Source organism: Pseudomonas sp. B424 (assembly GCF_055408345.1).
On sequence record NZ_JBUZTL010000002.1, the window covers coordinates 431424 to 445215 of the forward strand.

Annotated in this window: 13 protein-coding genes; 5 read left to right on the forward strand and 8 right to left on the reverse strand. The window is 62.0% G+C overall.

Translation table 11 applies throughout. The features are described from left to right. Window positions 1-43 precede the first annotated feature (43 nt). From cycA to lipA, 5 genes are all read left to right on the forward strand, one after another. Window positions 44-1453 (forward strand): D-serine/D-alanine/glycine transporter, encoded by a 1410-nt coding sequence (cycA, locus tag ACZRMS_RS04265; RefSeq protein WP_463994267.1) that lies wholly within the window; start codon window positions 44-46, stop codon window positions 1451-1453. Between the two features lie 89 nt (window positions 1454-1542). Further along, a complete protein-coding gene (locus tag ACZRMS_RS04270; protein ID WP_463994268.1) occupies window positions 1543-3069 on the forward strand; it encodes a sigma 54-interacting transcriptional regulator in 1527 nt (508 codons plus the stop codon). A gap of 1678 nt (window positions 3070-4747) precedes the next feature. Then, on the forward strand, window positions 4748-5125 hold the full coding sequence (gene gcvH / locus ACZRMS_RS04275; protein WP_463994269.1) for a glycine cleavage system protein GcvH: 378 nt from the start codon (window positions 4748-4750) through the stop codon (window positions 5123-5125). Between the two features lie 49 nt (window positions 5126-5174). Next, window positions 5175-6428: a serine hydroxymethyltransferase gene (gene glyA, locus ACZRMS_RS04280; protein WP_463994270.1), complete on the forward strand. Its 1254-nt coding sequence runs from the start codon at window positions 5175-5177 to the stop codon at window positions 6426-6428. A gap of 33 nt (window positions 6429-6461) precedes the next feature. Further along, window positions 6462-7433, forward strand: a complete 972-nt coding sequence (gene lipA, locus ACZRMS_RS04285) for a lipoyl synthase (RefSeq protein WP_463994271.1) — start codon at window positions 6462-6464, stop codon at window positions 7431-7433. Window positions 7434-7614: 181 nt separating this feature from the next. Here lipA and ACZRMS_RS04290 read toward each other — a convergent pair whose 3' ends face one another. From ACZRMS_RS04290 to ACZRMS_RS04325, 8 genes are read right to left on the reverse strand one after another with little or no spacing between them, the layout of a single operon-like run. Then, window positions 7615-8520 (reverse strand): metal ABC transporter solute-binding protein, Zn/Mn family, encoded by a 906-nt coding sequence (locus tag ACZRMS_RS04290; protein ID WP_463994272.1) that lies wholly within the window; start codon window positions 8518-8520, stop codon window positions 7615-7617. Then, complete coding sequence (locus ACZRMS_RS04295; protein WP_463994273.1) at window positions 8521-9420, reverse strand: metal ABC transporter permease; 900 nt, start codon at window positions 9418-9420, stop codon at window positions 8521-8523. Beyond that, window positions 9417-10172, reverse strand: coding sequence for a metal ABC transporter ATP-binding protein (locus ACZRMS_RS04300; protein WP_463994274.1), 756 nt, complete (start codon window positions 10170-10172; stop codon window positions 9417-9419). Before ACZRMS_RS04300 ends, ACZRMS_RS04295 begins: the two co-directional genes overlap by 4 nt. Beyond that, window positions 10169-11110, reverse strand: a complete 942-nt coding sequence (locus tag ACZRMS_RS04305; RefSeq protein ID WP_463994275.1) for a metal ABC transporter substrate-binding protein — start codon at window positions 11108-11110, stop codon at window positions 10169-10171. The genes ACZRMS_RS04300 and ACZRMS_RS04305 overlap by 4 nt, the downstream gene beginning before the upstream one ends. A gap of 34 nt (window positions 11111-11144) precedes the next feature. After that, window positions 11145-11699 (reverse strand): DUF6162 family protein, encoded by a 555-nt coding sequence (locus tag ACZRMS_RS04310; protein ID WP_463994276.1) that lies wholly within the window; start codon window positions 11697-11699, stop codon window positions 11145-11147. Further along, a complete protein-coding gene (locus ACZRMS_RS04315) occupies window positions 11696-12031 on the reverse strand; it encodes a hypothetical protein (RefSeq protein ID WP_463994277.1) in 336 nt (111 codons plus the stop codon). Before ACZRMS_RS04315 ends, ACZRMS_RS04310 begins: the two co-directional genes overlap by 4 nt. Next, window positions 12031-12570 carry a thiamine pyrophosphate-binding protein gene (locus ACZRMS_RS04320; protein ID WP_463994278.1) on the reverse strand — a complete coding sequence of 180 codons (540 nt, stop codon included), beginning with the start codon at window positions 12568-12570 and terminating at the stop codon, window positions 12031-12033. Before ACZRMS_RS04320 ends, ACZRMS_RS04315 begins: the two co-directional genes overlap by 1 nt. Beyond that, window positions 12567-13766 carry a PepSY-associated TM helix domain-containing protein gene (locus tag ACZRMS_RS04325; protein WP_463994279.1) on the reverse strand — a complete coding sequence of 400 codons (1200 nt, stop codon included), beginning with the start codon at window positions 13764-13766 and terminating at the stop codon, window positions 12567-12569. Before ACZRMS_RS04325 ends, ACZRMS_RS04320 begins: the two co-directional genes overlap by 4 nt. Window positions 13767-13792 lie beyond the last annotated feature (26 nt).

Below are 13792 nucleotides of genomic sequence, written 5' to 3' on the forward strand. Positions count from 1 at the left end.
TCCGGTGTGAAGACCCTGTACAAGAACAATAAGAGGATGATTCATGCAAAATCACCGACCTGCCACAGAAGAACCAGAACTGCAGCGCAGCCTGTCCAATCGTCATATCCAGTTGATAGCCATTGGCGGTGCCATCGGTACCGGCCTGTTCATGGGCTCGGGCAAGACCATCAGCCTCGCAGGCCCCTCGATCATTTTTGTCTACATGATCATCGGTTTCATGCTGTTCTTCGTGATGCGCGCCATGGGCGAGCTGCTGCTGTCGAACCTCAAGTACAAGTCGTTCATCGATTTCGCGGCCGATCTGCTGGGCCCCATGGCCGGTTACTTTACCGGCTGGACTTACTGGTTTTGCTGGATCGTGACCGGCATCGCCGACGTTATTGCCATCTCCGGCTATACGCACTTCTGGTTCCCGGACATTCCGCTGTGGTTGCCGGCAATCGGCTGCGTCGCGCTGCTGCTGTCGCTGAACCTGATCACCGTGAAAATGTTCGGCGAGCTGGAGTTCTGGTTTGCCATGATCAAGATCGTGGCCATTTGTGCGCTGGTCTGCACCGGGCTGTATATGGTGACCACGGCGTTCCAGTCACCGACCGGCAACTCCGCATCCCTGGCCAACCTGTGGAATGACGGCGGCATGTTCCCCCACGGCGTGATGGGTTTCTTCGCCGGTTTCCAGATTGCCGTGTTTGCCTTTGTGGGCATCGAACTGGTGGGTACCACCGCAGCCGAAACCAAAAACCCGGAGCGCAACCTGCCGCGGGCGATCAACTCGATTCCGCTGCGCATCATCATGTTCTACGTGTTCGCGTTGATTGCGATCCTGGCGGTTACCCCATGGCGCGATGTGGTGGCCAACAAGAGCCCCTTCGTTGAACTCTTCATGCTCGCCGGTCTGCCGGCTGCTGCAGGCATCATCAACTTCGTGGTGCTGACTTCTGCGGCGTCTTCGGCCAACAGCGGCGTGTTCTCCACCAGCCGCATGCTGTTCGGTCTGGCGATGGATGGCGATGCCCCGAGCAAGTTCAAGAACCTGTCCCGGCGCTCAGTACCCTCCAACGGCCTGATCTTCTCCTGTATTTGCCTGCTGGCGGGGGCACTGGTGATCTATGTGGTGCCGAACCTGATGGAGGCGTTCACCCTGATCACCACGGTCTCGGCCACGCTGTTCATGTTTGTCTGGACGATGATCCTGCTGTCCTATCTGGCGTATCGCAAAAAACGCGATCACCTGCACCGTGCCTCGAAGTACAAAATGCCCGGTGGCAAGGTGATGGTCTGGGTCTGCCTGACCTTCTTCGTGTTCATCCTGGCATTGCTGGCGCTGGAAACCGATACCCGTCAGGCGCTGTATCTGGTGCCGGTCTGGTTTGTGCTGCTGGCTCTGGGCTACCGCTCGGTCCTGCGCAACAAGCAGGAAGTAGCGAGCCTGGCCTGCCAGCCAGACTGATTGCCGCTTTCACGACATGGGTACTGCCAAGGGGGGCGGCACATAACGTGCCGCCCCCCTCGTTGTTTGCTATCAGGGAGCGATTGGTCATGCGAATTCACGTCACCTTCAAGGACCGCGTCGGCATCACACAGGAAATCCTGATGCTGCTGGGCGCACGTAACCTCAACCTGGATGCGGTGGAAATGAGCCCGCCGAACGTCTACATCGACGCGCCCACCTTGTCCCAAGCGGTTCTGGATGAACTCAACCATGCACTGCTCCTGGTAAAAGGCGTGCGGGCCGTGGAGCTGGTCGCGATCCTTCCGGGCCAGCGTCGGCGCCTGCAGCTTGAGGCCTTGCTCGCGGCCATGAGCGACCCTGTGCTGGCCGTGGACCCCGACGGCTGTGTACTGCTGGCCAACCCCAAACTGGCGGATCTTTACGGGCGCGACCCCACAGGGGAGCCGCTGTCGAAACTGTTCGCCGCACCGGATCTGGCCCGCACCCTGATCGATAAGGGCTTTCGTCTGCCGATGTGCGAAGTGAACTTCAAGGGCCAAGATTTACTCCTCGATGCCACGCCCATCAGCGGCGGGGCAGATGTGCTGGTGGGCGGTCTGCTGACCCTGTACCCGCCGAGCCGTATCGGCGAGCGGCTGGCGTCCTTGCTCCGCGACCCGGCCGAAGGGCTGGAGGCATTGCTGGGCAAATCAGCGGTGCTCGAAGAGCTCAAGTCGCGCCTGCACAAAGTGGCAAGCCTGGATGCGCCGCTGTTGATCCAGGGTGAAACCGGTACCGGCAAGGAGCTGGTGGCCCACGCCTGCCATGCGCTGAGTGCCCGGCGCGATGCGTCGTTTCTGGCGCTCAACTGTGCGGCGCTGCCCGAGAGCCTGGCCGAGAGCGAGCTGTTCGGCTACGCCGCCGGGGCCTTCACCGGTGCCCAGCGTGGCGGCAAGCCGGGGCTGCTGGAGCTGGCCGACCGTGGCACCGTGTTTCTCGATGAAGTGGGGGAGATGTCACCGTACCTGCAGGCCAAGCTGCTGCGGTTTTTGAGCGACGGCTGCTTTCGGCGCATTGGTGGCGAGCGCGAAGTGCAGGTCAATGTACGAGTGCTCTGCGCAACCCACCGTGATCTGGAGCGCATGGTGAGGGAGGGCACTTTCCGCGAGGATCTCTACTACCGCCTCAACGTCCTCAACCTCCTGGTACCGCCGCTACGGGAGCGCGGCATGGACATCCTGCTGCTGGCCGAGCACTTCCTGCGTCAGGCCTGCGAGCAGATCCACCGACCACCCTGCCGGCTCGCCGCCGCGACCCATCCGCTGCTGCTGGGCAATCGCTGGGCGGGCAATGTGCGCCAATTGCAAAACGTCATCTTCCGCGCTGCGGCCACCAGCGAGGGCGACGTGATTGATTGCGACGGGCTGGAACTGGCCGGTACTGAATTGACCAGCAACAAGGCCGATCCCGAAGAGGTCGTCAGCCTGGAAGCGGCGATGCAGGGCTTCGAGAAGACCCTGCTGGAACACTTCTACGTGACCTATCCGTCTACCCGCCAACTGGCCCTGCGCTTGCAAACCTCACACACCGCCATCGGACAGCGGCTGCGCAAGTACGGGATAGCCTCGCGGTAAGCGGTGGGCCCATGGATCTGTAGTCGCTGCGCTCCTCAGCGACTACAGGGTTTGTGCATCGCGCAATCTATTGCTTTGCTTTGCTTTGCTTTGCTTTGGTTTTTGATCTGCTCTTGATCTACCTGCCCCTTCGGGAGGCCGAGTGGAGGTTCTGCGCAGTGGGTCTTCCGGCATGGATGCCGGGAGAGCCGTGCTGGGCCAAGGATGGCCCGTCACGGCGTGCCCACGGAGCGGGACCGGAGCGAGGGACACCTGAGCGCAGCGAAGGCCGTACGCCGGGGCAAGGCCTTTTTGCTTACTTTTGTGGCTGTTTGACAAAAGTGAGCCGCCGTAAGGGCGGAACCCGTAGAACGCCGTGGCGCATCGAACGGATATGTACCCGGGATGAATAACTGCAACACCGGGTACATATCCGTTATCAGCGTCCAACTGAAATACAGGTTTCGCTCTTACAGCGAGTCCCTTTTGGAAGGACCCAAAAGGAACCAAAAAGTCCTTGCCCTACCATACGGCCGAGGTCGCCCAGGCTCCCCCGGTGCCTTCACTCCGGCACTGCTATGGGGGCACGCCGCGACGGGCCATCCATGGCCCATCGCGGCTGGCGCGGCGTCCTGCCGCGCCACCCCCATAACAGCACCTGCGTTCAGCCTCCTGTGAGGGGCGTTCGTGTCGCTTGATTAATCCCGTGGCTACAGCAAAAGCAAAGGTTAAGGCTTGAAACTGCACAACCCCATGTGGGAGCGGGCTTGCTCGCGATGGCATCGGCGCGATTCAACTCAAATACCGCGCCGCTTGCATCGCGAGCAAGCCCGCTCCCACAGAGGAGATGAGCGAGTCTCGCAGACCTCGCCGGCAAACAGGCCGGCCGGTCGGCCGCCTCGGCGGGCATTGCTTTTGATCTGCCCGCCCCTTCGGGACACCTGAGCGCAGCGAGGGCCGTACGCCGGGGCAAGCCTTTTTGGGTACTTTTTCGGCGTTTGGAAAAAGTGCCTCGCCGTAAGGGCGAAACCCGTAAAACGCCGTGGCGCATCGAACGGATATGTACTCGGGATGAATAACTGCAACACCAAGTACATATCCGCCACACACGCCCAACTGGAATGGGGGCATTCGCGTTGTTCGTACATTCCCCTGGCTACAGCAAAGGCAAAGGCAAAGGCTTGAAACTGCACAACCCCTTGTGGGAGCGGGCTTGCTCGCGATGGCATCGGCGCGATTCAACTCAAATACCGCGCCGCTTGCATCGCGAGCAAGCCCGCTCCCACAGATGAGATGTGCGAGCCTCGCAGACCTCGCCGCCAAACAGACCGGCCTGCCGCCCCGGACGCCTTTGATCCGGCCAAGCCGTTTAGCGAGAAACACTTCGCCAGTGCTTGACCGGGAACAGAGTATCTACAGGGAACATTCAGGTGGTTTGAAAATGCTCCACCGGAGCGGTTTCGCTCCGGTCATGCCCAGGCCCCGCCCTTGCAGGACCTGCCCCCGAATAACCCCGCCACATGCGGAGCGATATCGCTCCGACGACCTGGTCGAAACCCCTGAAGTTTAAGTTAAGACATTGATTTAAAGGTGTTTTTACAACTTGGCACCACCCTTGCTCTTGTTCAGTCAGTTGCACCGTACCTGCGGTGGCCTGTCCGTCCTGCACCAGGACACATCTATAACAAGAGAAAAGTCCATGAGCACTCTGCGTTTTACTCCTGAACATGAATGGCTGCGTCTGGAAGCGTCCGGCGAATTGACCGTCGGGATTACTGATTTTGCGCAGCAGGCGTTGGGCGATGTGGTGTTTGTGCAGTTGCCCGATACGGGGGCGTTCAGTGAAGGTCATGAGGTTGCCGTGCTGGAGTCCGTCAAGGCCGCCAGTAATATCGCCATGCCGCTGAACGGTGAGATCGTCGCGGTGAACGAAGCGCTGGCTGATGACCCGTCGCTGGTCAATACCTCGCCCATGGGCGAGGGCTGGTTTTTCCGTATTCGCATCGAAAGCGTATCAGCCTTCAACGACCTGCTGGACCAGCAAGCCTACGACGCCCTTGTGGCCGAAAACGCCTGACCACCCGGCCATGCTGCAAGCGTGAACCTCTAATAAAAAGGAAAACACCATGTTCCATAGAAGCCTGACCCTGTCCGATTTCGACCCTGCTCTGTTCGACGCAATTACCCGCGAAGCACAACGCCAGGAAGACCATATCGAGCTCATCGCTTCGGAGAACTACACCAGCCCTCAAGTGATGCAGGCCCAGGGCACCGTACTGACCAACAAGTACGCCGAAGGCTATCCGGGCAAACGCTATTACGGCGGCTGCGAATATGTCGATGTGGTCGAGCAACTGGCAATCGACCGCGCCAAGGCGCTGTTCGGCGCCGGTTATGCCAACGTCCAGCCACACTCGGGCTCGCAGGCCAACTCGGCGGTGTATCTGGCGTTGCTGCAAGCGGGCGACACTATCCTGGGCATGAGCCTGGCCCACGGCGGTCACCTGACCCACGGTGCCAAGGTCAGCTCCTCGGGCAAGCTGTACAACGCCGTGCAATACGGCATCGATGGCAATGGCCTGATCGACTATGACGAGGTTGAACGGCTGGCGCTGGAGCACCGGCCAAAAATGATCGTTGCCGGTTTCTCGGCCTATTCCAAGACCCTGGATTTTCCGCGTTTTCGCGCCATTGCCGACAAGGTCGGGGCTTACCTGTTCGTGGACATGGCCCACGTCGCCGGTCTGGTTGCCGTTGGCCTGTACCCCAACCCGCTGCCTTACGCCGATGTGGTCACCACCACCACCCACAAGACCCTGCGCGGTCCGCGCGGCGGGCTGATCCTGGCCAGGGCTGATGCGGATCTGGAGAAAAAGCTCAACTCGGCGGTATTCCCGGGCGGGCAGGGCGGGCCGCTGATGCACGTGATCGCGGCCAAGGCTGTGTGCTTCAAGGAGGCGTTGGAACCCGGCTTCAAGGACTACCAGTTCCAGGTCATCAAAAACGCCCAGGCGATGGCACAAGTGTTCGCGCAACGCGGCTATGACGTGGTGTCCGGCGGTACTGACAACCATCTGTTTCTGGTCAGCCTGATCCGCCAGGGCATTACCGGCAAGGACGCCGATGCGGCTCTGGGCCGTGCGCGAATCACCGTCAACAAAAACGCTGTGCCCAATGACCCGCAGTCGCCGTTCGTGACCTCGGGCCTGCGCATCGGCACGCCAGCTGTGACCACCCGTGGCTTGCAGACCCCCGAGTGCCGCGCGCTGGCAACCTGGATCTGCGACATCCTCGACCATCCGGGGGATGCCGCCATTGAGGCCCGGGTTGCCCGGCAGGTTGGCGAAATGTGCGCCTTGTTCCCGGTGTATTCGGTCTGATCTGGTTGAAGTCGTAAAGAGTGGAGCAAGCACATGAGCGAAAACCTGTCTGTCGCCACCCGCCCGCAGCCGTTGCAGGCCGGGGTCAAATTGCGCGGAGCCGAGAAGGTCGCCCGTATTCCGGTGAAAATCCTGCCCACCGAAGTGATACCGCGCAAACCTGACTGGATTCGCGTGCCTATATCCGCGTCACCCGAGGTGGCCCGGGTCAAGGCGCTGCTGCGCAAACACAAGCTGCACAGTGTGTGCGAAGAAGCCTCTTGCCCGAATCTGGGCGAGTGTTTCTCGGGTGGTACCGCGACTTTTATGATCATGGGCGATATCTGTACCCGTCGGTGTCCGTTCTGCGATGTGGGGCACGGTCGCCCGAAGCCGCTGGATATGGACGAACCGAAAAACCTGGCCATCGCCATCGCCGACCTGCGCCTCAAGTACGTGGTGATCACCTCGGTGGACCGTGACGACTTGCGTGACGGCGGCGCCCGGCACTTTGTCGACTGCCTGCGCGAGATTCGCAAGCTGTCACCGGGGGTGCAGCTTGAAACCCTGGTGCCCGATTATCGCGGGCGCATGGACGTAGCGCTGGCGATCACCGAGCAAGAGCCGCCCGATGTGTTCAACCACAACCTGGAAACGGTGCCGCGGCTGTACAAGGCCGCGCGGCCGGGGTCGGATTTCGAGTGGTCACTGGACCTGCTGCAGAACTTCAAACACCGGGTGCCCCATGTACCGACCAAGTCCGGGCTTATGCTCGGTCTGGGTGAGACGGACGAGGAAGTGATCGAGGTGATGCGGCGCCTGCGCGAGCATGAGGTCGACATGCTGACCCTGGGGCAGTATCTGCAACCCTCTCGCAGTCACCTGCCGGTACAGCGTTTCGTGCACCCGGATACCTTCGCCTGGTTTGCGCAGGAGGGCCAGCGCATGGGTTTCAAAAACGTCGCGTCGGGCCCGCTGGTGCGTTCCTCATACCATGCTGATGAGCAGGTGAAGGGGGCGGGGTGATACCAGGCCTGCAGCAGCTGCCGAAGGAGTGAGGCTGCCCCCGTAAAACCTGAATCCGGGATTTGTCTGCCACACTGCAGGCCCCTGTTTTACGACGGCTGCGCCGCCAAACGCAGCCTTCGCCAGTGGCTACGAATTGGCGGGCGCGTTGAAATCGTCGCAACGCGTCAGGTGACCAGGTTCAACCGTGGCTCAACACCTTGACGATGGTGTCGATAGTGTCCTGCAACCCGGCCACAGGGTCGGCTCCGTCTGCCGCCACCACCACCAGCTCACTGCCGCCCGCGGCAATCGCCGCCTTCACCGCCGGCGCAGGCTGGCGATGATCCAGCACCAGGGCCACGTCGTTGTCTTTCAGAGTTTGGGTCAACGCTTGCAGCGACTCGGGGGTCCAGGTTTCGTCACCCTTGTGATCCACCTCGACCCGCTCCAGATTCAACCCGCCAATCAGGTAATCGAGCCGGTCCGACAAGGTCGCCACGGTCAGATTGTCAGCCTTGGCCAGCTGTGCTTCGCTGTCGGCGCTGAGCTTGAGCAAACGCTGTTTGAGGTTCGCCAGGTTGGCTTCGATCCGGGGTTTGGCAGCAGGTGCCAGACGCACCAGGTCGGCTGCGATCACATCCGCCATGCGCCCCATATTGTTGCTGGTCAGCCATGGCTGGCTGTTCAGGCCATCCTCGTGAGCACCCGGTTGCACGGCAATGCCCGGCAGGCTGCCATCCACCGGCCGCGCCGCGTCCACTTCAACAATGCGGATATTGCTGCGCCGCGCCATCGGGTACAGCGGGTCGTCGCTCCACAGCGAACGCAGGCCGATCACGGCATCGGCATGGGTCGCGAGCTTGTGCAGCGCCGGGGCGCCGCGACCACTGAAGTAGGCACTTTGCCGGCTGCCGGGCAGGTTGGCCGCTGCGGCCCGCTCCAGGGTCACGTTGCTGTCTTTGAGTAGCAACTCGCCCAGCCCGTAGGTGATCGGCAGGCTGGCGAGGATGCGTACCGGTTGTGTGGCCGTGTCGGCGGCCAGCAGCGGGGTGCTGAGCAGCCCGGTGATGGCCAGGGCCAGTAAGTGTTTGCGCAGAGTAATCATTTATCCAATATTCCCTTTCAGGCCGGGCACCACGCCTCGGGCGATGGCGGCGAGGGCGAAGGCGATACCGGCCATTAGAATAATGGCGGCGCCGGACGGGATCGGCAGGTCAAACACGATGGGCAGCAGGATGCCGCACAAGGTGCTGACGGTGGCGATCAGCACCGAAATCCAGAAAAACCCCTTCAGCGACTGGCTGAGCAGACGTGCTGCGGCCGCCGGAATCACCAGCAGGGCACCCACCAGAATCGCACCGATGACCTTGACCGCCGCGACGGTAATCAGCGTCACCAGAATCACGAACAGGTAGTCCAGCGACTTCACCGCCACCCCGCGCACGGCGGCCAGTTGCGGGTTGAAACTGGCCAGCATGATGCGGTTGTACAGGGGCAGGCTCAGGCCCAGAACGATGGCGCCGACAATCGCCAGCACCAGCAAGTCGTTGCCGTTGACCGTCAACACCGAGCCGAACAGGACGTTCTCCAGAATGTGCACGTTGATCTTGCCCGCCAGAATCAGCAGCAGGCTGGCCCCCAGGGCCAATGACACCGAGAGGAACACCCCGATCAGGGTGTCCGGCGCCAGGCCGGTGCGGTTGCGCAGGTAATTGAGTGAAATCCCGAACAGCAGGCAGTAACCGAACAGGCTGCCATACGGCCCGGTGTAAGGTTCGCCCAGCAGGATGCCGATGGCGACGCCGGTCAGTGCCGCATGGCCCACGGCTTCCGAGAAGAACGCGAAACGCTTGACCACCACCAGCGTACCCAGCCCGCCCAGCACCGGGCCGATCAGCAAACCGGCGAGCAGGGCGTTGACCACAAAACCGTAGGCCAGCACTTCGGGCAAATACCCCGCCGAGGCCCAGCCCTGAACCATCAGGCGGAACGCTTCATAACTCATGACCGGGCGCTCCCGTGAGCCTTGGGATGGGTTGAAAACAGGGTCAGCAAACGTTCCGGGCTGAGGGTGTGCCCGGGCGGGCCGTCGAACAGCACCTGGCGGTTAAGCCCGGTGACGCGCTCGGCCAGACGCTTGACCGCGGCCAGGTCGTGCTCGATCCATACCACCGTGACCCCGGCCTGGCGCCAGTCCGCCAGCAAGCGTTCAAACACCTGTGCGCCGGCCTCGTCCAGCGCCGACATGGGTTCATCCAGCACCAGCAGTTGCGGGGCGGGGATCAAGCCCTGAGCCAGCAAGACGCGCTGGCGCTCACCGCCGGACAACGCGCCCATGCGCCGCTTGCGTTTGTCTTGCATGCCGACCCGTTCCAGCGCTTCGCCTATGGCCGGGGCGACCTTGGGTGACAACCCCATAAAGGCCGGGCGGCGTTGACACATGGCGGCCATAAAGTCGTCGACGGTCATGGGCAAGCCCCGGTCGAACTCCAGGGCTTGCGGCACGTAACCGATCAGCCCCGGTTCGCCCGGCCAGTTCAGGCACAGACGGCCCTGGTGGGGCATTTGCCCCAGCAAGGTCTTGATCAGCGAGCTTTTGCCACCGCCGTTAGGCCCCACCAGCGCATGCACGCTGCCGGGCACAATGCTGAAACTGACGTGATCCAGAATCGTGGTCCGGCCCAGGGTCAGCGACACCTGATCAAACTCGATCCCGGGCCCGCAGGCCTGTACAGACAAGCGTTCGGCTGCGGTCATGCCCCTGCCTCCTGGATCGCCCGGACCACGGTATCGAGGTTGCCGGTCATTTCCTTTTCGTACTTGTCGGCGCTGTAGTCGCCATAGGAAATATGCGACAGCGGGTACAGCTTGACCCCGGACTCGCGCTGAATGGTCTCGACATAAGTGGACGGGAAATCCATCTCGGAGAAAATCACCCTCACATCCAGTTCGCGCAGTTGATCGATGGTTTTCTTCAGCTGGCTGGGGCTGGGCTCGATGCCGTGGGCCGGTTCAACCACGGCGGTGACTTCCAAGCCGAATTCGCGCAGCAGGTAGTCGTACGCTGCGTGCACCGTGGCCACGCGCAGGTCGGCGTTGGGTGCCCGGGTCAGTTTGGCCAGAGCATCGGCGCGCATCTGGCGCAGGCGTTTGCCGTAGGCACGGGCATTGGCGGTGTAGGTCCTGGCATTGGCCGGGTCGAGCTTGCCCAGTTCCCGGGCGATGTTGTTGACCTGGGCAATCGAGGCACTGATCGACAGGAAGGTATGCGGGTTGACCACCTTGCCCGCACCCCGTGCCGCGTTGCCGGTGGCGGCCAGCAAGGGCACGTTCTGGTTGGCTTCAATCACCGGGATGGCGGGTTTTTCGCTGGCCTCGATCATGCGGTCGGCGAAGTCATCATGACCCACGCCATTGAGCACGATCACATCCAGGGTGCCGATGCGCTTGATGTCTTCGGCACGCGGCTCATAGGCGTGGGGGTTGAAACCGGCCGGGATCAGCGGCACCACCTCGGCCTTGTCGCCGACGATATTGGCCACGTAGCTGTAATAGGGGTGCAGGGTGATGCCGATGCGCAGTGGCTTGGCCAGCGGTGCAGGCGCGGTGTCGGCACTGACCATGGGTGAAAGGCAAAGGGCAAACAGGCCGGCCAGCAGCAAGGTGCGGCGGCGCAATACAGATGAAATCGACATGGCGAGCAGTCTTCTCTCAGGTAACGCGGTGGGTTCAGTGACGGTGCTGGCGGGTAACCCCGGCATCGAATTGCGCGATCACTTGTTGCCAGCCGCTTTGGTTCAAGGCGGCATCGCTGAAGTCGGTGGGGGCTTTTATGTCCCGATTGCGGTTCAGCCAGATATCCGGCTCGATGCTGATGCGCATCAAAAACGAACCCGCCACCTCAGGGTTGGGGCTGATGCCCAGGTAGGCCTGCTCGCCCAGCAATTGCCACACATGGCTGCCCCGGCTGACGGAGCTGGCATCGCTGGCAAAGGGCGCGAAGCCTTCAGTGGCCAGTTGCGCGGGTTGGGGCAGGGCGCTGGCTTCTTCGCGCAGCAACTGGATCTCGTCCAGGGTGACTCGCAGGTCGGCGTAGATGCCTTGTTCGGCGGCGCTCAGGTCGCGTCGCGCATCCAGTTGATGGGCGGCCACCGAGGTCACTTCCTGCGACTCGTGACGCCAGGCAACCACGGAACCGGCCACGGTCAGAATCAGCAGGCACAGCAGCAACACGTACAGCGTTTCATGCCCGGCCCCGGCGGGACGCACGACTTGAGTACTCATGGGGCCTCGATATCGGCTTGGTCGATTTCAACGATATGCCCGGGGCCTGCGTCGAACAGCACATAAAACTCGGAGTCCGGGCGCTTGAAGGTCAGGGTCGAATCGGCTCCCAGCTTGCCGGGTACAAGGATGGTTTCGTCGTAGCCGATCACATCCAGGGTCACGCCCGGTGCACCGCTGCCGTCGGAAAAGCCACCGGTGCAACGGATTTCCCCGTTTTCGACGGCCTTGCATTCACACATCGGGTTATGGGCCAGTGCCTGGCCGCAAAAACCGAGCAAGGCAATAAACCCCGCCGCCAGGGCAGGTTTGTTCAACAGGCGCGAAGGCATTATTTGGCTCCTCGTTGGGCCAGCCAGGCGACCGTTACCGGTGAAGCCTGACTCAGGGGGATGGAGGCCTGGTGCATGGAGCCGTCCCACCCTTCAAGGGTGATCCACAGCTCGGCGTCGGCCTTGGTGCGTTCCGGGACCGGCAAGGTGGCGCCCATGCGGTACGGCGTACCGAAAAAAATCACCCCGGCGGCCCGCAGGCTGCGTGGCTTGCCGATACGCAGGTAGGTGGCCTTGACCTGATCGATGCAGGTCTCGCACAGGGCCGCGTTAAAACTCTTCATATAGCCGGCCGGGCCATCGGGGCGCGGGGCTTCGTTGCGCAGCTCGGCCAGTTGCAGGCTCCAGGGGCCGACCTGCACGGTGCCGATGTCGCGCTCGCCCAGGCCGCTGTCGCCGCGAAACAGCGAGGCGTCGGCAAAGTACTTGGGCATAAAGCCCAGGGGCACCAACAGCAGCAGGATGTTTATGTGGAACCGCCATTTATGCCAGAACCGGCTCAGGGCGGACGGGGTCGGTGCAGCCACTGCCTTGCTCATACATTGGCCTCTTCTGGCTGCGGGCTATGCGCCGTGACGGTTCTGGTTCGGGGTGGTTTTGTGCTGCGCTTGAGGGCGTTGGCGGTGGCCAGTGCGGTGCGCTTGGTCCAGATCAACAGACCGCTCAAGACCATCATGCTGAGGACCAGGCCGAAGAAGAACCAGATCAGCTTGACCCACAGCCCGCCAAAGTCGCCGGTGTGCAGCGGGCGCATCGACTCGGTCACCAGCTCCAGCCCGGAGCGGTCGGCGATCATGCGCGAGCCTTCAACCGCGCCGTTGTACGGGTTGATATCTGCCGTCTGGAACAGCAGCGGGTACCAGCCCGGGCCGCCGACTTCGATATGCCCGTAGGCATTGCTTGGCAGGCTGACAAAACTGGCTTCCAGCCCCGGGATATTCTCGGCGGCAATCTTCACTGCCTGATCGAGGCTGATCTGTGGCGCGGGCTTGCCGTCCGCCATGATCGGCACATCCTGGCGTGCCACAACGGGCGGGTTGCCGGCGGTCGAAATCGAAATCTGGTTATCGAACATAAAGGCCTGGATCAAGAACCACAGGCCGGTGATGGAAATCACCGCAATAAACCAGATCGACCAGATGCCGCAGAGGCGATGGAAGTCGCCCCAGAAAATCCGCGCACCGTGGGTGAAGCGCAGGTTGGGTTTGAAGAAGCCCTTCCAGAATTTCTTGTAGACCACCAGCCCGGTGACCAGCGATGCCAGCAACGGCAAGCCAAGGAATGACACCAGGTACCAGCCCCAGCTGTAGCCATTGGTAAACGGTACGAGCCACCAGCCGTGCAGGGCGCGGGTAAAGGCCTTGAAGTTAAAGTTCGGGCTCTCGCCCTGAATGGCCCCGGTATATGGGTTGATGTACAGCGACGGCGAGCGGCCGTCCGGGTACACCACGTCGGCGACCAGAGCAAAGTGAGACTCGTCCGGGCGGCTGATCGACTGCACGGCCAGCGCCGGTTCGGCCTTGTGGATGGCGGTCAATACCTGCTCGTAAGTCAGCAGCGGCGCATCATCCGACGGTTGGCTGGCGCGTGCTTCGGGAGTGGCCAGCCACACGATCTCCTGGCTGACCACGGCCAGGGTGCCGGTCACACAGACAATCAACACGAAGAACCAGACAGGCAGCGTCAACCAGCTGTGCACCAGAAACCATAGTTTGGAACGGGACTTTTTGGACATGGGAAACGGCAAACTCGCAGCAGGGC

Bases quoted from the DNA above. Each gene is read 5' to 3' on its own strand.
- cycA (WP_463994267.1), top strand. From the start codon at position 44: ATGCAAAATCACCGACCTGCCACAGAAGAACCAGAACTGCAGCGCAGC.
- ACZRMS_RS04270 (WP_463994268.1), top strand. From the start codon at position 1,543: ATGCGAATTCACGTCACCTTCAAGGACCGCGTCGGCATCACACAGGAA.
- gcvH (WP_463994269.1), top strand. From the start codon at position 4,748: ATGAGCACTCTGCGTTTTACTCCTGAACATGAATGGCTGCGTCTGGAA.
- glyA (WP_463994270.1), top strand. From the start codon at position 5,175: ATGTTCCATAGAAGCCTGACCCTGTCCGATTTCGACCCTGCTCTGTTC.
- lipA (WP_463994271.1), top strand. From the start codon at position 6,462: ATGAGCGAAAACCTGTCTGTCGCCACCCGCCCGCAGCCGTTGCAGGCC.
- ACZRMS_RS04290 (WP_463994272.1), bottom strand. From the start codon at position 8,520: ATGATTACTCTGCGCAAACACTTACTGGCCCTGGCCATCACCGGGCTG.
- ACZRMS_RS04295 (WP_463994273.1), bottom strand. From the start codon at position 9,420: ATGAGTTATGAAGCGTTCCGCCTGATGGTTCAGGGCTGGGCCTCGGCG.
- ACZRMS_RS04300 (WP_463994274.1), bottom strand. From the start codon at position 10,172: ATGACCGCAGCCGAACGCTTGTCTGTACAGGCCTGCGGGCCCGGGATC.
- ACZRMS_RS04305 (WP_463994275.1), bottom strand. From the start codon at position 11,110: ATGTCGATTTCATCTGTATTGCGCCGCCGCACCTTGCTGCTGGCCGGC.
- ACZRMS_RS04310 (WP_463994276.1), bottom strand. From the start codon at position 11,699: ATGAGTACTCAAGTCGTGCGTCCCGCCGGGGCCGGGCATGAAACGCTG.
- ACZRMS_RS04315 (WP_463994277.1), bottom strand. From the start codon at position 12,031: ATGCCTTCGCGCCTGTTGAACAAACCTGCCCTGGCGGCGGGGTTTATT.
- ACZRMS_RS04320 (WP_463994278.1), bottom strand. From the start codon at position 12,570: ATGAGCAAGGCAGTGGCTGCACCGACCCCGTCCGCCCTGAGCCGGTTC.
- ACZRMS_RS04325 (WP_463994279.1), bottom strand. From the start codon at position 13,766: ATGTCCAAAAAGTCCCGTTCCAAACTATGGTTTCTGGTGCACAGCTGG.